Below are 19,681 nucleotides of genomic sequence, written 5' to 3'. Positions count from 1 at the left end.
GACCTTTCGGCCCGCCTCCAAATTCATCATCCCTTGCGGGGGACGGCCTACTCCATCCGCACCGTGACAAACCGCAGTTCACCGGTCTTGTTGGCGATCATCAGCAGGGCATTGCGCCGGCCATCCGCCTTCAGTTCCTCGACCCTTGACGATACATCCTCCGGTGTCTTCATCGCTTCCTGGCCGATCTCGACGATCACGTCACCGGATGCGATGCGCCGTTCGGCGGCGGCCGATTGCGGCTGAACCTCGGCGATGACGACGCCTTCGACGTCCTCGGAAATTCCGTAGGTCTTGCGGCTATCGGCATCGAGTACGGCAAGTTTCATGCCGAGAACCACGTCCGACGCGGGAAGTTCGGCCGCAGGCGGTTCGCTCTGATCCGTGCTTTCCCCGGTCTCCGAAGGTTTGGCCGCTTCGGCTTCGGCCAGGTTCTCGCCGTCTTCCAGGCGGCCGAGCGTCACCTTGACCGTCATCTCCTTGCCATCGCGCACGATCACCACATCGACAGCCTTGCCGACCGGGCTTTCGGCGACGACACGCGGCAGATCACGCATCTCGACGACATCGCGGCCATCGAACTTCAGGATCACGTCGCCCGTCTTGATCGCACCACCATCGACCGGGCCGCCCTTGATGATCCCGGCGACGAGTGCACCCTTTGGCGTGTCCATCTTCAGGCTTTCGGCGATATCGCCTGTCACCGGCTGAATGCGCACACCAAGCCACCCGCGATGGGTCTCGCCAAACTCCCTGAGTTGGGAAATGACGTTGCTGGCAAGTTCCGTCGGAACCGAGAAGCCGATGCCGATCGAGCCGCCGGTGGGCGAAATGATCGCTGTATTGATGCCGATGACCTCACCCTTCATGTTGAAGAGCGGACCGCCGGAATTCCCCTTGTTGATCGCCGCATCTGTCTGGATGAAATTGTCGTAAGGGCCGGCATTGATGTTGCGGCCGCGCGCCGAAATGATGCCGACCGTCACTGTACCGCCAAGACCGAACGGATTACCGATCGCCATCACCCAGTCGCCAATCCGCATTTGCCGGGAATCACCGATCGGCACGGCCGTCAGAGGCTTCTTCGGCTCGACCTTCAAGACAGCAAGGTCGGTCTTGGTATCGGTTCCGATCAGCTTGGCCTTGAGTTTGGAGCCATTGGCGAAATTGATTTCGATATCGTCGGCGCCCTCGATCACGTGATTGTTGGTGACGATGATGCCCGATGGGTCGATGACGAAGCCGGAACCAAGAGAATCGACGGTGCGCTGCCGGCCACCGCCCTCGCCGCTCTGCCCCTTGAAGAACTCGTCGAAGAAATCCTGGAATGGAGACCCTTCCGGCACCTGCGGCATCGGCGCCTCGTCATCGTTCTTCACCTTCTGCGAAGTCGAGATATTGACGACCGCATCAAGCAGGCCCGCTGCAAGATCGGCAACGGATTCCGGGCCCTGCTGCGTCGCTGCCGGCGCCTTGGTCTGAGCATGCGCCACGGACAGGACCGGTACGGAATTCATCAGCAGAGCAGCGCTTGCAGCGAGCGTCACGGACCGGAAGAAGGAAGCGCGGATGGACAAGCCCATGGGGTCCTCTCGATTTGGGAAGGCGAGCCGCTGCAAAACGGCCGTCAAAAAATGTTCGTCATGCGGACGGTCACCGCTGCGAGGTTGGCTTTTCGTCAACCTCTATGCCGTGCAAGTTGGCGCAGAATCTGTTCGAAGATAAGGCGGATTTGGGACGCGTCCAGTCATCTTTTCGTTAGCGTTTCAATGCTAAGCCCCAAGCCGTCAATTCATCAGTTCGTGACCATGTGCCTTCAACGCTGCGACAGCCTTGTCGAGATCGGAACCGATGATGAAAATGTAATCGGTGCTGAAGGTGGAATTGGCGAAGATGCCAACGCCGGCTTCTGAAAGCGGGTTCAGCACGGAAGCAAGAATGCCCGGGACATCGAAGGTGAAGTGTTGTTCGATGCGGAAGCAGCGCCAGCCGCCGGATGACTGAACATTGGAAGGAATGCGCGCTGCCCGGCAAACAAGCGTCATCTCCTCACGTGAACTTGAGACGGCCCAGAAACCGGCTCCCGGCAGCCAATCCGGCAGCGGCGTTCCGATGTTAAGCCTTGTGATCGCATACTCTGCGTCCACCAATCGAATGAGCAATTTCTGTGTCATGTCTTATCCTCGCACCATCCAGACAAGTGCGACGCCGATAACGACGGATACGAGCCCGAACAGCCGCAACTGTTGCTCTGGTATATGGGGCAAACGCTTTGCCATTTCCACCAAAACCAAAGGGGCCAGTGCGTACACTAGCCCCTCGATGATCAGGAAAAAAGCAATTCCCGTCAGAAAGTCACTCATTTCGCAGATCAGTTTCCTGCAGCGGGCTGAGTGGCAGATGGAGCGGATGCACCATCTGAACTATTGAAATAACGGAAGAATTCCGAGTCCGGGGACAGAACCAGCGTCGTATCAGGGCTGCCAATTGCCTGATCGTAAGCCGTCATCGACCGATAGAACTCGAAGAACTTCGGATCACGGGCGAAGGCATCGGCAAACACCGAGGTCCGTTCGGCTTCGCCTTCACCGCGCAGGATTTCCGAATCACGCTGCGCTTCGGCAACGAACTCGACAACCTGACGGTCAGCAACGGCGCGACGGGTCTGGCCCTTTTCGTTACCACGGGCGCGGATCAGTTCGGCTTCCGCCAGACGTTCCGCCTTCATCCGCTCGAAGGTCTGCTGCGAGACTTCCTGCGTCAGATCCGTGCGCTGGATGCGAACATCCTCGATATTGAGGCCGAGCGATTCGGCATCACTCTTCAGATCGGCCCGAACTTCACGCATCATCGATGCACGCTCTTCGGAAAGTGCCGATTCAAAGCCACGCAGACCGTAGACCCGGCGCAACGAAGCGTCGAGACGGGTGCGAAGGCGCGATTCGGCCGATGCACGATCACCGGACACGGTTTCGCGGAAGCGGCGGGCATCGGCGATCTTGTAGATCACGAAGGCATCGACTTCATAGAACTTGCCGCCGGAGACCTGAACGCGGATGTTGTCGAGGTCGAAGCGCAGGGCCTGCTTTTCGACATACTGAACGCGGTCGGCATCCATGAAGGCGAACGGCAGCTTGAAGTAAAGACCGGGTTCGGTCTTGACGTCCTTGATCTGACCGAAACGCACGACGATTGCCTGCTGACGCTGGTTGACGATGAACACGGACGAATAGACGGCCATCAGCACGAGTGCCAAGCCAATGAGGATATAAGGAAGACGATTGGTCATTACTGAGCCCCTCCCGACTGCGCGGGCTTGACGATTTCATTGAGCGGCAGATAGGGCAACACGCCCTGGCCGTTCTTCTCGTCGAGAATGACCTTCTTGGACTTGCCGAGAACGCTCTGCATTGTTTCGAGATAGAGCCGCTTGCGCGTTACATCGGGAGCCTTGGCATAGGCGTCGTAGACCGAGATGAAGCGCTGCGCCTCACCCTGTGCTTCCTTGACGACACGGTCCTTGTAGGCTGCCGCTTCTTCACGCAACTGGGCTGCCTGACCGCGGGCCTTACCGAGCACCTGGTTAGCATACTGGTTGGCTTCTTCGACGAACCGGTCTTCGTCCTGTTCGGCGCGCTGCACTTCGTCGAACGCATCGGCCACTTCGCGCGGCGGTGCTGCGTCTTCGATGGCGACCGTGTTGACGGAAACGCCAGCGCCGTAGGTGTCCATCGTCGCCTGGATCGTCGTCTTGACGTCGGCTGCGATTGCCTGACGGTTATCGCGGAAAATGTCCTGTGCCGGACGGCGGCCGACGACCTCGCGCATGGCGCTTTCGGCAACCTGCTGCAACGTATCGGACGGATCCTCGACGTTGAAAAGATAGGCCTTCGGATCGGTCACGGAAAACAGGACGGAGAACTGAACGTTGACGATATTCTGGTCGCCGGTCAGCATCAGGCCCGAACCTGACTGGTCGCCAGCACCTGAACGGCTGCCGATATTCTGCTGCTGCTCGGTGATCTTGACCATTTCGACCGTTTCAAGCGGCCAGAAATGATAGTGCAGGCCCGGCATGGAAATCTCTTCCTTGGGCTTGCCGAACCGCATTTCGACGCCACGCTCGTCCGGCTGGACCGTATAGATCGAATTCATCAGCACGAAGCCGACGATCAGCAGGCCGATGATAGCGACGACACCGCCGTTAAAACCACCCGGAACCACGCCCTTCAGCTGGTCCTGTCCCCGGCGAAAAATTTCCTCGAGATCCGGAGGGCCACCATTGCCACGGCCACCGCCGCCGCCACGCGGCCGGTTCGGCCCCTGGCCCCAAGGGCCCTTGTTTCCACCGCCGCCGCTGCCGCCGCCCCAAGGACCACCGCCGCCGCCGTTCTGATTGCTCCAGGGCATTCATACCTCTTCTATAGAAAAATTCCGAGATCAATGCCCCGCGGACATGCCGCGGGCCATGACGTAAATCCGTTATAGGTATGTCCAGAACGGCTTTCAACGCAACGCATCCAACTTCACCGTAAATCCGGCAAAATAGTTAGCAATGCTCAGCTTTTCCGCCGCCAGGTGGAGAAATGCATGGCGTGGCTATCCTTCTCGCCCTGCGGCAAGGGTTCATCGACGATCTTTTCGAAAACAGAGGGGTCGATCGCGGGAAACCGGGTATCGCCCTCGACCTCGGCGGCGACCGTGGTCACATGCAGGAGATCGGCGCGATCAATCGCTTGACGGTAAATCTCCCCGCCGCCGATCACGCAGACCTCATCGATGCCAAGATCGACTGCCAGCCGGCGCGCTTCACCAAGCGCCGCCTCAAGCGATTGAACGACGACAGCCCCCGCGGCCGCGAAATGCGCGTCCCGGCTGATGACGATATTGGGGCGCCCAGGAAGCGGCCGTCCGATCGAGGCCCACGTCTTTCGCCCCATGATCACCGGCTTTCCAAGTGTCAGAGCCTTGAAACGCTTGAGGTCGCTGGGCAGATGCCACGGCAACCCACCGTCCCTGCCGATCACGCCATTGGCGGACACTGCGACAACAATGCTAACTTTCGGCTCAGTCATGAAATCCATCCGGCTTGACGTCAACGGCACGGGCGCGCGCAAGCGCCGGCCGTCCTACCATCGACTGAATATATTGATCGACCACCGCACTGTCCGGCAGTAACTTGCGCATCCAGGTCAGCGCGCTGACCAGCAACAGATCAACGGCGCTCGCGTTGTTGCCCAGTAGAAAAGGCTGCTTCGTCAGTGTCTCGATGACATGCAGGCACATGCCCTCGTAAACCTTCAAAAGCGGCGGATGACCGGCGGCAACACCGGAGAGAAACGCGCTGCCCGACGGCTCTATCACGCCCGCATAATAGGCAAGCCAGGACAGATAGGCACCGCGCTCCGGATGGCCGGGCGCGCGGCCGAGTTCCGACTGCGGGTAGAGTTCAGTCAGATACTGGACGACCGCCGTCGATTCGGTGATCAGCGCGCCGTTATAAAGAAGCGCCGGAACCTGTTTGTGCGGATGCGGATTGTTCTCGTCCGGCCCGCCCGAACCATCCCAGCGGCGAATGGAGACATAGCGGATCTCGTAGTCCGCCCCCAGTTCCTCAAGCAGCCAGATGATGCGCGATGAACGCGACCGGGGCGCATGGATCAACGTCAGCATGGGGTCCTCCTCGACCGTTCAACCTCAAGTCATCCTGTGCCGTGACAGTGTCATCATTGCGGTTACACCGCAACCGGTGCCTTGATATGTGAATCCGGTTCGTAGCCGACCAGCTCAAAGTCTTCAAAACGAAAGGAAAACAGGTCCTTCACATCCGGATTGATGACCATCTTCGGCAATGCCTTCGGCGTCCGCGACAGCTGTTCGCGAACCTGGTCGAAATGGTTGTGATAGATATGCGTGTCGCCGAACGTATGGACGAAATCGCCCGGCTGGAGATCGCAGACCTGCGCCACCATCAAGGTCAGAAGCGCATAGGAAGCGATATTGAAGGGTACACCGAGGAACACGTCGCCCGAGCGCTGGTAGAGCTGGCAGGACAGCTTGCCGTCGGACACATAGAACTGGAACAGGCAATGGCACGGCGGCAGCGCCATTTCTTCGATCAGCGCCGGGTTCCAGGCCGAGACGATATGGCGGCGCGAATTCGGGTTTTTCTTCAGGCCTTCGACGAGGGCAACGATCTGATCGAGATGCCGGCCGTCATGGGTTGGCCAGGAGCGCCACTGGTAACCGTAGACCGGTCCGAGATCGCCGTTCGCATCGGCCCATTCATCCCAGATGTGGACGCCGTTTTGCTTGAGATAGGCGATATTGGTATCGCCCTTCAGGAACCACAGCAGCTCATGGATAATCGACTTGAGATGCAGCTTCTTGGTCGTCAGGACTGGAAAACCGTCAGCCAGATTGAAACGCATCTGATGGCCAAAGATGGAGCGCGTGCCTGTGCCCGTGCGGTCGCCGCGGTCCGAGCCGGTCTCCATCACGTGACGCAAGAGGTCGAGATACTGTTTCATAGGGTCCGCCGCCGATTCGTTTTGCGGTAAAATAGGCGCAAGGCGGCGGCGAACCAATCGGTAAATCCCGGGTTTCCCCAGGCACGGCTCATCAAAAAGCGCGAACGATCAAAGCGTCGCGAGCTTGCCGAGGTGTTTTGCCACCAGGTAGTAGAAGGTCACACGCGACTTCGAACGATCCCCGGCCATCGTCTTGGCCACGGCATCAACAGCTGCGTCGGCGTCCGGACCGGTAACGCCAAGTTTCTTGCCGCACCATTTTTCCTTGACCCGGTCGAGTTCAGTCGGATCGGAAGCAGAAACAAGCGAGGAATCCTTGTTGCGCAATGCGATACCCAGATGCTTGACGATCTTGTTCACGGCGGCTTCGTCGGCGGCGCTGTCGTATTTTTTCACATCTGCGAGATAATCCGTCATGGTGTCTCCTCACACGGTTTGGCTTCAGGCCGCGTCCTTTTCTTGATTAAAGGGACGCTACACGAGTTTTTTCACGCTTGGCGAGCATGTCAAGGATCATCTGGCCCCGATGCGTGCAAAGGCCGATTGTATTTTCGAAAAGGCCCTTTTCTTGGCGCAGTTTAAGACCTATATGACAGTTGCCGTCTTCGGGCGGCTATGGCGATAAACAGGCGATGAAATAAACCTATTGGACCCGGGGGCGTTATACGACAAAGCAAGTTCGCTTAGTCGACGGTTGACTGCTCAATGTGCGTCGTGGTCGTACACCCACTCCCCTGCAATAGCTCGGCCTTAGCCAATCAATCCTCTCTGATCTCTTGGACTGCTTGCGTAGCAAGCTCACAAATATAAGCATCCGCCACTAGGCGGATACCGCTTCATTAGAGACACTGACCGGCATGGCTACTTCTAGGCCGATCAGTTTCTCTAATGCAATTTCTGATGAAACAATGTGACGGCCATAAGCCGTCTCCATTTCGGCCATTAGCCGCATCGGCTTTAGCTTTGACAGCCCGCCCCCAGACACCAATCATCGACTGTTGCTGTCGTCCTCATCCAATTCGTGGGGGGTTACCTTGCCTGCAGGATCGATGAATCGTACGCCCGCGCCTCGGTCTTCGGTCGCATCGATGAACTCGACCCCTCTTTTTTCCAGGGCGACAATCACCTTTTTCACAGTGTCGACTGTGACGTTCTCACCGTCTTCAATGCGCATGAGTGTCTGCCGCGAAATCTTCGCAGCTGTCGCCAATTGGCTCTGCTTCCAACCGACTAAAAGTCGAGCAGCGCGGAAAATTTCCTTTGAATATGCGAACGCCATAAGGCGAGAAATGCGCGTTCCCAAAAAATGTCAACATATGGCACTTTGAGTCTAACATAGTTGACATTATGTAATATTTAATATCCATAGAGTATCAGCCACCGCGCAACGCGCGCCTTTCGATAGAATCACGGGAGATTTCCATGCCAAGCTCAGAGGCTGATCCAGCGTTTTCCACACCAAAGGAATTGATTGAAACCTACCGGCGTCTGGCGGACGACCTTGAACGATATGCCTCATTAGGCCCGGGATCAGTCCAATCAGACACATCTATTTCCGCTTGGGTCCTGGCAAAAAGGACTGTGCCGGTTCTGATGGGAACGATGGCTGGGCATCCCAACATTAAGACAGGCAACGTCGGTTTCACGACCGAAGTCGTTTATGTGGACGAAAACCTGCACCTAGCTCGTACCGTAAACAGATGGTACCGGCTCGGTCGCCCTCTCGTCGGAGGGCCATCTCAGTGAAATCCGATCCTGACCAGGAATTACTCGATGAAGCGATCCAACACCTTATGGACGCAACATCTAATCTCCGGGCTGTAATTTCCCGGACCCCGGCGCAGCTCAGCCGTCGGTCCGCCCCAACCGCACTCGCAGCGAGCCCGCGTAAGTTTTTAGCGTTCTGCGCCTTTGTGAAACTGATGAGACGGCAGAAGGAATTTTTCGCCGAAGCGACATCGGTCCTCGTCATCACCGTGCCGCCTAATTGGCCCATCGACGATTTCGATTACGTGGCCGATGTATGCTTGAAGTCGGGTGACCGTGGCCATTCTAAGCTGAAAACCTTTTGTCACCCTCCTCGGACGAAACGAGGAGCGTGGGACTTCAACCCAAGTAGTTATCTCGACGCTCAGAAAGTCATTGTCTTTCTCCCGAGAGGTGCAGAACTTCATTCCGAATTTGAGATCAGTGCCGATGCGATTACCGATCTCGAAATCCTTGGTAATCGGCATCTGGACAGTTTAACCCGGCAACTTGATACCGGTCGGCTTTCGGAGGACGAAAAGGAACGTCTCAGGCAACAAGACCCGGCATTCATCAATTCCATTTTCCGAAAAGGCCGATCAGCCGCTGCTGCGCTGGGCAAGCTTTCGCGCCTTCTGGCCAAACCGGTAAAGGGCCAACGATTGGTCCCGCTGGCGTCGTACGGTGAAGCCGGTCAATGGGGCGAGAAGTTCAAGCGCGATATTGGGTTATGGCGAGCGGGTAAGTTGGATTGGTCTGATCTCGATAGGGGTATCCTTTTGTATGGCCCGCCGGGAACAGGTAAGACATCTTTTGCGGCATCACTCGCCTCTGAATGTGGTGCCCATTTGGTGGCGTCGTCGCTTTCCAAATGGCAAAGTCACGGCCACCTGGGTGACCTCCTTAAGGCAATGAGGCAGGATTTCGCCGAGGCTCGCGACAGAGCCCCTTCAATATTGCTGATAGACGAAATCGACAGTGTCGGGGATCGCCGTTCGTTCTCTGGCGATAACAAAAACTATTGCGTTGAGGTCGTGAACGGCCTTCTAGAAGCCTTGGACGGCGTGGCCGGTCGCGAGGGCGTCGTCGTTGTCGCATCGACGAATTTTCCTGAAGCCCTTGACCCAGCTCTCCTGAGGTCAGGGCGGTTGGAAACTCACGTCGAAATGAGGCGACCAGGTACACTTGAGCGTGCGCAAATCCTTCAGTTTTACCTGCCCGCGCTCGATGCCCCCAGGGAACTCTTTGAGGTCGCCCGGCAACTAAACGGTCAAACAGGAGCCGATCTGGAGCGCCTGGTTCGTAAAGCAAATCAGCGGGCGCGCACTGAGAACCGAAAGCTGATGATCGAGGACATCTGGGCTGTTGTACCAAGACAGCCATCGCTCAGCGACGAAGACCGGTGGCGCATTTGCATTCACGAAGCCGCACATGCGGTGGTGACCGAACTCTCTAATCTAGGAAGCGTGACCTCTGTCGAGGTGTTCGATGACACGCATGACTTTGTTGAAGCACACGATGCACTCGGTCGGACTTCGTCAGATTGCCCGATCCCTGCTCTGAGGACCGAGCAGTGGTTCCGTTGGGACATTGCAATCAGTTTAGCCGGGATGGCCGGTGAAGAGATTGTCTTTGCAAATCGCTCCACCACGGCTGGTGGCTCGCGGGGAAGCGACATTACAACTGCGACAGATGCCGCAGCTCTCATGGTTGCTCGGTTTGGGCTCGGGAAGCGGCTCTCGGTATTCCCTGACGATGTCGACCGTCCCGTTTATAAGGTTTTCGAAGGCTCACCCAAACTCCGAGCGGACGTCGACTTCGTCCTGGCTATCGAATATTCGCGCGCAAAGAGGCTGCTGGAGGCAAATCTCCACGCGTTGATCGCTGTCGCCCAAGCGCTTAAAAAGGAAGGACGCCTGGAAGGGGGACGTCTGAAAACCCTTTTAGCCGGTCTTTCCGCTCCCGACAGCTCAAAGGAACGTCTGGAAATTACCGGCTGACCCACTGCGATTAGTCGCGGACCTGTCGATGTCGATTGGATTTTCCGCCGAACCCCTTCCCTAGTCACCTTTTTACTTTGAGGCGAAACCATGAAGGCTTGGATCGTCAGCGATATGCATGTCAACAATTCCGAACTTGCTCGACACGACATCGAAATTCCCGAGGCAGATATTTGCATCTGCGCGGGAGATGTTTCCGGCATCGTAGAAATGTCGATGCAATTTGTTCTTCGTAACATCAGCCCCCGAATGCCGGTCGTAATGGTTCTGGGTAACCACGAGTTTTACGGCGCGACGATCCATGCAGGTCTTCAAACCGCAAAACGGATGACTAGGCGTACTAACGTCACTGTACTTGAGAATGAGACTCTCGTGCTCGGCAAAACGAGGATAATTGGCGCGACCCTCTGGACCGATTTTGAAATCGAGCACGGCGTCCAGAACGAGCTGCCACTTCCAGAACGGAAGTCATACGCGATCAACGTCTGCAAGCGTTACATGATGGACTTTCACGCCATTTTTCGTTCGGATTGGCCGGAAACGGGGATGCCTGGCCTTCTCACTGCCAAGGAGCTTATTGCGCGACATATGGAAAGCCGTGACTTCGTCACCAGCGAGCTGGAAGTTCAATTCGATGGCAGCACCGTGGTTCTGTCACATCACGCGCCACTGCCCCGATCTCTCCATCCTGCCTTCAAAGGCCATCCAAGTAATGCCGCGTTTGCTTCCGACCTGTCCACGCTCATCGCTCAAGCCAAGCCCGATCTGTGGGTGCACGGCCACGTCCATCACTTTCGCGATTATCGCGAAAGGACAACTCGCGTCATCTGCAATCCGAGAGGGTATGAGCGTGAACGCGATCAAACCGGCTTTGTGTCTGGCTTAGTCGTCGACATCTGATTTTTGGAAACCGGCGACGTACTAGCGTAAAGATATTCCCGGAGAACCAAGGCGATTTCTCGGGCGTCGTCCATCGTCATGCGCGAGAAGCCGTACTCAACAGGTCCGACGGCTTTTAGAATTTGCATCGCGGCGGATTCGACGCTGCCTGCCACAACCTGCGTCCACTCCTGCTTTGTGGCAATACGTTCACTCATCTTGGTCGATATCATCACCCACGCTCGTAACAGGATCGAAGCGATCTCTAACGGCGTCAAGGCAGGTCGTGAGTTCGATGACGGCGGAAACGCAGTAGCCAGGGATTGTGCCGCGTTGATTTTAAATAACCTCGAACGCTGACGAAAACACGGTGTCTAGTAAACGAGAAAGCGCCGCCGCCCCGCCTTGCCGCCCCTGCGCATAGGAAATAAATGCCACCGACATTCTTTCTTGCGGAGGTTACGTGCGAACCATTTCTGACATTCCGGCGGTGGGCCGGGCAATCGGTGATCTTCGGGAAGCGGGTACGACTGTCGGATTTGTCCCAACGATGGGCTACCTTCACGCTGGGCATGTTGAGGTATTGAAGCGCGCGGGAGAGGAAAACGATTGTGTGGTCGCCTCGATCTTTGTAAATCCCTTGCAGTTCGGTCCCACCGAGGACCTTGGCCAATACCCACGTGATCTGAAGCGGGATACATCCCTCCTGGAAAAGGAAGGCGCGGACATACTTTTCGCACCGTCCGTAGAGGAAATGTATCCACGACCAATGAAAGCTGTGGTCGATGTCCCGGAAATCAGCAAGCAACTGATCGGTGAGGATCGTCCGGGGCATTTCGCCGGTGTGGCAACTGTCGTTTGCAAGCTCTTGAATATTGTACAGCCAAACGCCGCCTACTTCGGCGAAAAAGACTACCAGCAGCTCGTTGTCATTCGACGGATAGTCGATGATTTGGCTATTCCGACCGCGATTTGTTCGGTACCTACAGTTCGCGACGGTGACGGGCTGGCGCTTTCCTCGCGCAATGTCTTCTTGAACGCTGCCGAGAGAGAAGCAGCTCTGGTTATTCCAAAGGCGCTCGACGAAGCGGCACGTCTTATTGCCACTGGCACGACTCACCCCTATGTGGTTGAAAATACCCTGCGACACTTCATCAATAGGCGGCCGCTTGCCACGCCAGAAATGATCGCTGTTCGGGACGCGACTACCCTGCGCAAGGTGGAAACGATAACTTCGCCGGTCGTCGTCTCGTGTTCGTTCGAGTTGGTGCGACGCGGCTCCTCGACAACCGCGTCGTTTAAACGAAACGACAGCTATCAGGAGCCTGGTGCGAAACCGAACTGTGTCAGTGTTTCAGCTGGGCAAGGTTTGACAGCGCTCGCCTCGGAGCCGAGTGCTTCGGTGCCCTGGACCTCTGTTCCCTTTACTCCGTCGCAGATGTAGCCCCCGTTGTCCGGTAACGCACAAATCGCATCGCTTCCCCGTAGCATTCGCAGGGAGCCAGTGATGTAATTCAAGCAACCTGGAAAATCCTTCGCCAGCGCTCTCGGAGCATCGACGAGCGTCGTGTTGATCAATCTATCAGCGCAGATAAACAAGGAGTCCGCACCGCGCTCAAGCTTGAGAGAGGTGTCTGGAATCCTTTTCCCGATGTCAGCGAGACTTCCGCCCGGGCACCCAAGTTTTGACTGCAGATCAATCTTAAGCGCAGACGCACCACCAGTCCCGTGAACGACCCACGTGATCAGCGCGCTGACTCCGAACCCGACCGTTTCGGTAAAAACGATAGTGCAGAAAAATAGAAGCGCTCCAAATATTTTTAATCTCATATCGCTGGCGCTACCATGTAGACGATACGAGCGCCCTCAACCGGGATTTCGAGCCTCAGCCAGCCGCTGACATCACTTATCCGGCACACGACGCCGCCATCACCGTCCTGCACGAACCCCCGCTTTTGTTCGGAGAGCGCAGTGACACAGTTGGCGATGAGAGCGGCATTCTCCTTCAATCGGCCGATGACAATGTTCGCTGCCCGGTTGAGATCAACGAGGCTGCCCTCGACCGCCGAAACCTGGAGGAAGTTGTCGAACCGACCTTGCAAGACATCTATCAACGCTGACGGGTTGGTGGCGCTCCCAAGGAGTTCAGTCGATGTAGGTTGCGCCGCCTGAGGCCCCTGCAGGCTTTCCACGACAATGTCGCACCAATTCAGGTCCTTGATCTCGGTAGACCAGCACGCAGCCGCGTTTTTTACCCATGCGCCATCAGCAGGTGGATCATCAGGATTGAGGTTGCAGGTGCATTTCTCACGGGTCGGGTTTTCCGCCCTTAACTCGCCCGGCGGACCCGTAAGGAGCACAATCGATAGCACAAGGCAAAGTAACCGCATGTCATCCCCCGCAACCCGAGGGCAATCCTACAATGAACGCGAGCAAGCGCAACGGGCTAGGCCGGAATACGTCCTTTTTCGAAGCAAAAAACGGTGGGACTTGGCCGCCATTTTCATCCCTCCGGGTGCTCGGACTACAGGCTTACAGAGGACATCGCTTATGCGAAGTTCGTTGGCGATCTCGCAAATATGAGATGCGGTTGCACCTCCCCCGACAACCAACTGGCTTTCGCGTGGATTGATGCCTTCCTTGACCGTCATATCTTCGATCAATCCGACCATGACGTTGTTGCTCGTCGTATAGATCGAATAGGCGGCATCCTCGATGGAGAGACCAAGCTCCGAAGCCAGCGGTGCAAGCGACGCCTCGGCAGCGGCACGGTCGAGCTTCATTTTCCCGCCCAGGAAGTTATACGGGTCAAGTATGCCCAAAACCAGATTGGCGTCCGTGACCGTGGGTTTAGTTCCCCCTCGCCCATAGCAGGCTGGACCAGGTTACGGCTCAGAAAGCGGCATCAAAGGCCTCGAAGCCTTTATGCGGGTGAAATTCGTCAGCGAGGCGCAGGTGTAATTCCCGCGAGAAGTTAGTCGACTTCCGGCAACCGGCGTAAGTAGCTGGTTGCCGTTTCTCCCTGTCTTTAAACTTATCCGGTACCGCTAAGAAGCGCGACTTTGCGCAGGAAACCGGCGGCTCCAGGCAGATCGACGTAACTTGAAGCGAGACGCTACTTACCCTTCTGGTAGTAATATTCGTCCATTGCCATGTCTTCATCGTACTGAGAACGTTTTATGTCTTCAATTGTTTGCTTTGTATCTGCAACGCATTCAGGACAACAAACTTCCTCCATCCCGAAATTCTCGACAGTGACGCGCCCTTCATCTATCGCCCAGTCGAAGGCATTTGAAATATCGATCAGATCATGTTCGAAATTCTCTGCTCCACATGTTGGACAATCAACAATCGCCTCTTTTCGGTGACAAAAACAGCATTGTTGCTCGGATACAATGAAGGTGACTTCGCTGCACTCAGGACATATCCAAACAGTTTCGTTTTCAAGAGTGGCGACATGTTGCTGCGCGCGTTCAAGAAGTTCCTTCCGCGCATTTACCAGTTGGATCACATTATTATGCTGGTTCTCGTCAATGAACTCGGACGTCTCTAGCTCCAACTGACTTCGGTAGAAGAAAATCATGAAGCTAAATATTTCTGCGAATTTCAGTTCGATATGTTCGTGAGAATGATCAAATTCGAAATGCGTGAGTTGGCTTCTGAGGTCATAAGCCTTTTCGATTTTTATTTTGTCACTATCAGTAATGGTAATGTTGCCAATCGCGGGGTTACGAAGTCTTGTGATTGCCACTCTTAGCGAAACGGTTTTGTCTGATTTGTCTATCGATTCATATATGAAGACAGGGTGGACCCTCCTCAACCGCTCTTTAAATGCAAGCTCCATCGCCTGAACTACATGCAGGATAGCAAACTTCCATTGGCTGGTTTCCGCTGTGTCCTGCTGTGCATATGAGACAGCTTCTCTGAAATAAGAAATGCTGTTCTTGAGGAGGTCCAGGCGATGAGTTTTCGTCACTATGTGCATCCTCGCCGCGTCTGAGCACGGAATTACTGCTGAAAATACAGCGCGCTAGAATAGTCCGACCATGAAGCGCTTTTGGCCGGTCGAACGTGCGGTACCTGTCGAACTGATTTGACTGGCCGGACCGAGCGAACGGATTTCACAGGCGCAATTTTCCGTACGGGTTTCGCAGGGCCTCCAGCGGAATCTGGCGAGAAAAGCGCTGGCTTGTTCTTCCTGTCCATCAGCCAACCGTTCGAGAACCACCCAAGTAATCTACCCTTGAACGAGTAGACTTTATCGTCAGCAATGTAGCCCACAGGTTTCCCATTCCAAAGATACAAGTGCTCGCCGTCCGGGCAGTAACACGTGGCGGCTCCGTTGCGATCAAAAAATTCCATCTCTCCCCCAATCGGCACTTCAACCGACTTGTCGTGCTACGAAGAAGATACACATTTTTGAGTCGAGAACGCTAGTGGATGGCAACTTTGCCGGGCACAAATTTTATTCTACGTCCGGCAAAGCGAGGAGGCATGCACGTCGAAAGAAACGTGGAAGACTTTAAATAACGCCTCTCAGACACAACAAACGCCTGTAATGAAGTGGCTCTTCCTTTTTATGGAGCGAGCATTGTCAAAAAAGCGAAAAAACCAACCGACAAAAAAGCGTATTGAGCATCTCTATGGGACTACCGTGGGAAACATCGACTCGCTGATCATTCGGGTGAATCCCGCTACTGGCTCCGTCGAGTTTGGCCATCCGATGTCGAATGTCTATTCCGAGATGAGCTATGAGCGAGCCAAAGGCCCTAAGGTACTCACTCGCATTCCGCAAACCGCCCGCAGCGTCAGCTTCGAAGCAGAGTTTGCTCTCGAAACGCACTACGATTTAGTCTTCGGCGTCGACACAAACACGCGAACTGTCAACGGGAGAAACGTCTCCGTAACGGGCGTCATCTCTTACAAAAAGGCAACCCCGCCTCCGGGGAAAGATATTTTTTGGAAGCCGGATGTCGCTTTCGCCTGGGAGTTTATCGATCTCAGGACTGATCAGAAGGAAAATTTTGGCTGGCTTTCAGCGTTCGAGGAACTCATCCGTCGCGGGGTTATTCGTGACAATCATCGGGTCGGGCTGATCGTTGATTCCGATCTTGGCAACATTCCGGCATACAATGCACGTACCAAGCCAGTTTTTGCGGATACGAGCCTGCCGCAGGGAGTCCAACTTATCTATGCGAGTGCAGACGCGGGAAGCGAGAACTTCGCGAATCGAGTGCTCCAAGCAGCGGACAAGGCTTCCAACCAGGTCCTGGACATGATTGCGCATGGGGAGGTCAAATTCAATGAATGCGACAAGCCAAGTGAGTGGTACGAAGGACGCCGCATCGTTTACATCGACGTGGAAGAAGGAGAGGCCATCCCGTACTGACCTCCCCCGCGAAGAAGGCTATAATCCTAGTTCGACTTTCGCCAGCGGTGCCACGATGCGTGTTCCTCGTTTATTTGGACAGAGTTGGATTCGCTGTTTGTCGGATGATACAGCGAATGCTGCGGGGGTATTAGCGTGACCAAGATATTCTTCGATGAAAGCGGCCAAACCGGCGCGCATCTCTTTGACCAAGACCAGCGCTATTTCACATTAGGGAGCACCGACATTCCAGAGCTGGAAGCGGCTGGGATCATCAAAGACTGCTTCCCCCGAGTGAACGGGCCTGAACTGAAGTCCAGATCGCTGTTCAGACGCAAGAGCGGCCGCCAGGCATTCATGGCATTTGCCGAAATAGTCGGGCACCGATCTTCCAATTTTTGCGGCGCGAAAATCGACAAGCGGTTTTCGATAGTTTGCAAAATGGTGGATAACCTTGTCGAGCCGATGTTCGAAGACATGGGCCACGACTTTTACGCTGACGATTACGCCGCCCGCTTCGCCAACATGGCGTACTATGCTTTCTCGAATATCTTGGACGAACAAACGGCAACAGCCCTCTTGGCGTCGTATAATACATTCGCCCGAGCACCAAGCGTACAGACACTGGCACCCCTTCAGTCAGAGTTGAAAGCCGCACTGGCGTTTGCTCCCAGGGGTTCCGAGAACTTTTTGAGCTTGATGGCGACCGGCGCGCAAAACTTCGAGCGGTTTCAAACCCTGGCCAAATTCCGGGACACAAACGACCTTCATGTAACGGCCGCCATTCGCTGCATGGGATTTTGGCAGACCCGTCATCCGGGCTCGTTCGATGTCATACACGACGAGAGTACGCACTTTTTCAAACGGTCTCGTATGTGGGAAATGATGACGAATCCGCATACAGAGCCAACTACACTACAAGTCGGCGACAAAATACTCAGCCTTCCCATAAGTGTTCATTCCACGACAGCATCTAAAAGCCATGAGTGCGCCTCCCTCCAACTTTGCGACCTTATTGCGGGCTTTATCAATTTCGTTTCGAGTTCTGTTGCTCAGGATGACCTCGCTTTCGCGAGAAGAGCCCTCGAAAGCGGAATGGACCAGTTATCGATCATTCCAGTCGAGCCTGGCTACGACTTTGTGGACGGCCCTCCAAAGGCGGCAACGGGGCCGGATGTGATTGATCGGCTAATCGAAGCAGTTCACCCTAACCGCTCGCGAGACCGGTGACGCTGATGAAGCGAAAACATGGTGTCTCGCTCAAAGACTGAGATAATCGAACCGCTTCTTCCAGCGTTCGTTTAACTTTAAACTTGAATGAACCAGCGACTACATCTGATTCAAGGACGCAACGTGGGTTCGGTAGACAAAGGCAATAAACTCGAAGACGCATTCTACGAATACCTTCTTTATCAAAAGAAGCTTGGCCACCTCTTGTTCGGCGTTTATCCTCCCGAAAACTGCAAAGTTTTCAAAAAGAAATCATACTATTGCAAGGAACGTGAGGCAGACGTCGAGTTTGACGTTGTAATAGAGCTATATGCTCAAGGCCGCAGAGAACCCCATCTTCACGTAATATTCGAGTGCAAGAACCATAGCGGCAACGTGTCTGAGACACACGTAAACGATTTTTCCTCGAAGATCGGTCGGATGTTTCCACATGCAGTGAAAGGGATACTCGTCGTCTCTTCCCGCCTACAATCTGGGGCGGACAAAGTCGCTAGAAACAGAAAGATGTGAACCGCACCGGGTTTGCCGGAGGCCATTTCGTTTAAGTTATGCGGCCATGGCTGGCTCGTCCAGCATGGCGTAGTATCGCTCTTCGGCTTCGGCTGGNTGAACCGCACCGGGTTTGCCGGAGGCCATTTCGTTTAAGTTATGCGGCCATGGCTGGCTCGTCCAGCATGGCGTAGTATCGCTCTTCGGCTTCGGCTGGCGGTATGTTTCCGATGGGCTCCAGGAGGCGTCGGTGGTTGAACCAATCGACCCATTCCAAAGTGGCGAATTCCACCGCTTCGAAGTTCCTCCATGGCCCGCGCCGGTGGATGACCTCGGCCTTGTAGAGACCGTTGATGGTTTCTGCGAGGGCGTTATCGTAACTGTCGCCGACGCTTCCGACAGAAGGCTCGATGCCAGCTTCTGCCAACCGCTCGGAGTAGCGAATAGACACATATTGGACGCCGCGATCCGAGTGATGCACAAGGCCGCCACCATGAACGGGACGCCGATCATGAAGTGCCTGCTCAAGGGCATCGAGGACGAAGCTTGCATGTGCTGTCCTGCTCGCCCGCCAGCCAACGATGCGACGAGCGAAGACGTCGATCACGAAGGCCACGTAGACGAAACCCTGCCAGGTGGCGACATAGGTAAAGTCAGAAACCCACAGCCTGTTGGGTGCAGGGGCTTTGAACTGGCGGTTAACCCGGTCAAGCGGGCTCGGAGCCGACTTGTCCGAGAATGTCGTGCGGATCGGCTTTCCTCGAATGATCCCCTGCAGGCTCATCGATCTCATAAGCCGGGCAACAGTGCAGCGGGCGACGTCAAAGCCTTCACGCTTCAACTGCCGCCAGACCTTGCGAACGCCATAGACACGAAAGTTCTGCTCGAAGACACGGCGTATCTCGATCTTCAGGCTGACATCGCTGCGGGCGCGGATCGACAGGCGATCCACATCCAGGCGCTTGGCGACATTCTCGTGATAGGTTGACGGGGCAATCGGCAATAGTTTGCAGATCGGCTCGACCCCGAACACGCCACGATGTTCGTCGATGAACGAGATCATCGTCTGAAGGGGCGGTCGAGCTCCGCCTGGGCGAAATATGCAGACGCCTTGCGCAATATCTCGTTGGCTTGACGAAGCTCGCGGTTCTCACGCTCCAGAGCCTTCATCTTCTCGGCCATGTCGCTCGGCAGGCCTGCTCGTTTGCCGGTGTCGACCTCGGTCTTCTTCACCCATTCATGCAGCGTGGCTGGCGAGCAGCCGATCTTGGCCGCAATAGATGAAACGGCAGCCCACCGCGACGGGTGTTCTGCTTCGTGATCCAGCACCATACGAATGGCACGTTGACGGACTTCAGGTGAAAACTTGTTCGTTGTCTTGCTCATGATAGCTCCACTTTCTCAGAAGTTGGAGCCTCCGGCAAACCCGGCGCGGTTCA

Annotated in this window: 18 protein-coding genes, 3 pseudogenes and 1 other annotated feature; of the genes and pseudogenes, 6 read left to right on the top strand and 15 right to left on the bottom strand. The window is 55.5% G+C overall.

Annotated elements, in window-relative coordinates:
* Positions 1 to 47: 47 nt before the first annotated feature.
* The 10 genes from ASC96_RS26740 to ASC96_RS26695 form a co-directional block, all read right to left on the bottom strand.
* Positions 48 to 1,577 (bottom strand): DegQ family serine endoprotease, encoded by a 1,530-nt coding sequence (locus ASC96_RS26740; RefSeq protein ID WP_060506309.1) that lies wholly within the window; start codon positions 1,575 to 1,577, stop codon positions 48 to 50.
* A gap of 210 nt (positions 1,578 to 1,787) precedes the next feature.
* Positions 1,788 to 2,174, bottom strand: a complete 387-nt coding sequence (locus ASC96_RS26735) for an ACT domain-containing protein (protein ID WP_060506117.1) — start codon at positions 2,172 to 2,174, stop codon at positions 1,788 to 1,790.
* A gap of 3 nt (positions 2,175 to 2,177) precedes the next feature.
* A complete protein-coding gene (locus tag ASC96_RS26730; RefSeq protein ID WP_037096230.1) occupies positions 2,178 to 2,363 on the bottom strand; it encodes a DUF2065 domain-containing protein in 186 nt (61 codons plus the stop codon).
* 8 nt (positions 2,364 to 2,371) lie between these two features.
* Positions 2,372 to 3,289: a protease modulator HflC gene (locus ASC96_RS26725; protein ID WP_060506116.1), complete on the bottom strand. Its 918-nt coding sequence runs from the start codon at positions 3,287 to 3,289 to the stop codon at positions 2,372 to 2,374.
* Positions 3,289 to 4,410 (bottom strand): FtsH protease activity modulator HflK, encoded by a 1,122-nt coding sequence (gene hflK / locus ASC96_RS26720; protein WP_060506115.1) that lies wholly within the window; start codon positions 4,408 to 4,410, stop codon positions 3,289 to 3,291. Before hflK ends, ASC96_RS26725 begins: the two co-directional genes overlap by 1 nt.
* A gap of 149 nt (positions 4,411 to 4,559) precedes the next feature.
* Complete coding sequence (locus ASC96_RS26715; protein ID WP_060506308.1) at positions 4,560 to 5,075, bottom strand: dihydrofolate reductase; 516 nt, start codon at positions 5,073 to 5,075, stop codon at positions 4,560 to 4,562.
* Positions 5,068 to 5,673, bottom strand: a complete 606-nt coding sequence (locus ASC96_RS26710) for a glutathione S-transferase (RefSeq protein ID WP_060506114.1) — start codon at positions 5,671 to 5,673, stop codon at positions 5,068 to 5,070. The genes ASC96_RS26715 and ASC96_RS26710 overlap by 8 nt, the downstream gene beginning before the upstream one ends.
* A 62-nt stretch (positions 5,674 to 5,735) precedes the next feature.
* Positions 5,736 to 6,530 (bottom strand): thymidylate synthase, encoded by a 795-nt coding sequence (locus tag ASC96_RS26705; protein ID WP_060506113.1) that lies wholly within the window; start codon positions 6,528 to 6,530, stop codon positions 5,736 to 5,738.
* Positions 6,531 to 6,638: 108 nt separating this feature from the next.
* Positions 6,639 to 6,947, bottom strand: coding sequence for a DUF2853 family protein (locus ASC96_RS26700; RefSeq protein WP_060506112.1), 309 nt, complete (start codon positions 6,945 to 6,947; stop codon positions 6,639 to 6,641).
* A gap of 571 nt (positions 6,948 to 7,518) precedes the next feature.
* Positions 7,519 to 7,809, bottom strand: coding sequence for a helix-turn-helix transcriptional regulator (locus tag ASC96_RS26695; protein WP_082512278.1), 291 nt, complete (start codon positions 7,807 to 7,809; stop codon positions 7,519 to 7,521).
* Positions 7,810 to 8,272: 463 nt separating this feature from the next.
* Between ASC96_RS26695 and ASC96_RS26690 the strand changes: the two genes are divergently transcribed.
* A complete protein-coding gene (locus tag ASC96_RS26690; protein WP_060506111.1) occupies positions 8,273 to 10,276 on the top strand; it encodes an AAA family ATPase in 2,004 nt (667 codons plus the stop codon).
* 90 nt (positions 10,277 to 10,366) lie between these two features.
* Positions 10,367 to 11,176: a metallophosphoesterase gene (locus tag ASC96_RS26685; RefSeq protein ID WP_060506110.1), complete on the top strand. Its 810-nt coding sequence runs from the start codon at positions 10,367 to 10,369 to the stop codon at positions 11,174 to 11,176.
* Here ASC96_RS26685 and ASC96_RS33040 read toward each other — a convergent pair.
* Positions 11,137 to 11,373 carry a hypothetical protein gene (locus ASC96_RS33040; protein ID WP_156397730.1) on the bottom strand — a complete coding sequence of 79 codons (237 nt, stop codon included), beginning with the start codon at positions 11,371 to 11,373 and terminating at the stop codon, positions 11,137 to 11,139. The two genes, ASC96_RS26685 and ASC96_RS33040, sit on opposite strands and share 40 nt — an antisense overlap.
* A gap of 245 nt (positions 11,374 to 11,618) precedes the next feature.
* Between ASC96_RS33040 and panC the strand changes: the two are divergent.
* Positions 11,619 to 12,457: pseudogene (gene panC / locus ASC96_RS26675) on the top strand (pantoate--beta-alanine ligase).
* A 524-nt stretch (positions 12,458 to 12,981) separates the two neighbouring features.
* On the opposite strand, the gene ASC96_RS26665 reads toward panC, so the two are convergent.
* From ASC96_RS26665 to ASC96_RS26655, 3 genes and pseudogenes are all read right to left on the bottom strand, one after another.
* Positions 12,982 to 13,545, bottom strand: a complete 564-nt coding sequence (locus tag ASC96_RS26665) for a hypothetical protein (RefSeq protein ID WP_060506107.1) — start codon at positions 13,543 to 13,545, stop codon at positions 12,982 to 12,984.
* Positions 13,546 to 13,572: 27 nt separating this feature from the next.
* A pseudogene (locus tag ASC96_RS26660) lies at positions 13,573 to 14,028 on the bottom strand (hydantoinase/oxoprolinase family protein); the annotation flags it as partial.
* Between the two features lie 242 nt (positions 14,029 to 14,270).
* The gene (locus tag ASC96_RS26655) at positions 14,271 to 15,131 is read right to left on the bottom strand and encodes a hypothetical protein (protein WP_156397729.1); all 861 of its coding nucleotides are present in this window, start codon (positions 15,129 to 15,131) and stop codon (positions 14,271 to 14,273) included.
* A 615-nt stretch (positions 15,132 to 15,746) separates the two neighbouring features.
* Here ASC96_RS26655 and ASC96_RS26650 point away from each other — a divergent pair.
* The 3 genes and pseudogenes from ASC96_RS26650 to ASC96_RS26640 form a co-directional block, all read left to right on the top strand.
* A complete protein-coding gene (locus ASC96_RS26650) occupies positions 15,747 to 16,544 on the top strand; it encodes a hypothetical protein (protein WP_156397728.1) in 798 nt (265 codons plus the stop codon).
* A gap of 135 nt (positions 16,545 to 16,679) precedes the next feature.
* Positions 16,680 to 17,753 carry a DUF3800 domain-containing protein gene (locus ASC96_RS26645; RefSeq protein ID WP_060506103.1) on the top strand — a complete coding sequence of 358 codons (1,074 nt, stop codon included), beginning with the start codon at positions 16,680 to 16,682 and terminating at the stop codon, positions 17,751 to 17,753.
* Between the two features lie 123 nt (positions 17,754 to 17,876).
* Positions 17,877 to 18,260 (top strand): annotated as a pseudogene (locus ASC96_RS26640) (restriction endonuclease); the annotation flags it as partial.
* A 139-nt stretch (positions 18,261 to 18,399) separates the two neighbouring features.
* Here the strand turns inward: ASC96_RS26640 and ASC96_RS26635 are convergent.
* Positions 18,400 to 19,628, bottom strand: a protein-coding gene (locus ASC96_RS26635) for an IS3 family transposase (protein ID WP_156397727.1) whose coding sequence is annotated in 2 segments (ribosomal slippage) — positions 18,400 to 19,337 and positions 19,337 to 19,628 — 1,230 coding nt in all. Because the reading frame shifts where the segments join, the coding sequence is not laid out codon by codon here.
* Positions 19,231 to 19,347, bottom strand: a sequence feature (AL1L pseudoknot). Its footprint overlaps the gene before it by 117 nt.
* Positions 19,629 to 19,681 lie beyond the last annotated feature (53 nt).

This window comes from Rhizobium sp. Root1204 (genome assembly GCF_001424965.1).
Taxonomy (GTDB): domain Bacteria; phylum Pseudomonadota; class Alphaproteobacteria; order Rhizobiales; family Rhizobiaceae; genus Pararhizobium.
Note: the sequence above shows the minus strand (reverse complement) of the source record. Positions and strands in the feature narration are given on the sequence as shown.

Bases quoted from the DNA above. Each gene is read 5' to 3' on its own strand.
- ASC96_RS26735 (WP_060506117.1), bottom strand. From the start codon at position 2,174: ATGACACAGAAATTGCTCATTCGATTGGTGGACGCAGAGTATGCGATC.
- ASC96_RS26730 (WP_037096230.1), bottom strand. From the start codon at position 2,363: ATGAGTGACTTTCTGACGGGAATTGCTTTTTTCCTGATCATCGAGGGG.
- ASC96_RS26725 (WP_060506116.1), bottom strand. From the start codon at position 3,289: ATGACCAATCGTCTTCCTTATATCCTCATTGGCTTGGCACTCGTGCTG.
- hflK (WP_060506115.1), bottom strand. From the start codon at position 4,410: ATGCCCTGGAGCAATCAGAACGGCGGCGGCGGTGGTCCTTGGGGCGGC.
- ASC96_RS26715 (WP_060506308.1), bottom strand. From the start codon at position 5,075: ATGACTGAGCCGAAAGTTAGCATTGTTGTCGCAGTGTCCGCCAATGGC.
- ASC96_RS26710 (WP_060506114.1), bottom strand. From the start codon at position 5,673: ATGCTGACGTTGATCCATGCGCCCCGGTCGCGTTCATCGCGCATCATC.
- ASC96_RS26705 (WP_060506113.1), bottom strand. From the start codon at position 6,530: ATGAAACAGTATCTCGACCTCTTGCGTCACGTGATGGAGACCGGCTCG.
- ASC96_RS26700 (WP_060506112.1), bottom strand. From the start codon at position 6,947: ATGACGGATTATCTCGCAGATGTGAAAAAATACGACAGCGCCGCCGAC.
- ASC96_RS26695 (WP_082512278.1), bottom strand. From the start codon at position 7,809: ATGGCGTTCGCATATTCAAAGGAAATTTTCCGCGCTGCTCGACTTTTA.
- ASC96_RS26685 (WP_060506110.1), top strand. From the start codon at position 10,367: ATGAAGGCTTGGATCGTCAGCGATATGCATGTCAACAATTCCGAACTT.
- ASC96_RS33040 (WP_156397730.1), bottom strand. From the start codon at position 11,373: ATGAGTGAACGTATTGCCACAAAGCAGGAGTGGACGCAGGTTGTGGCA.
- ASC96_RS26665 (WP_060506107.1), bottom strand. From the start codon at position 13,545: ATGCGGTTACTTTGCCTTGTGCTATCGATTGTGCTCCTTACGGGTCCG.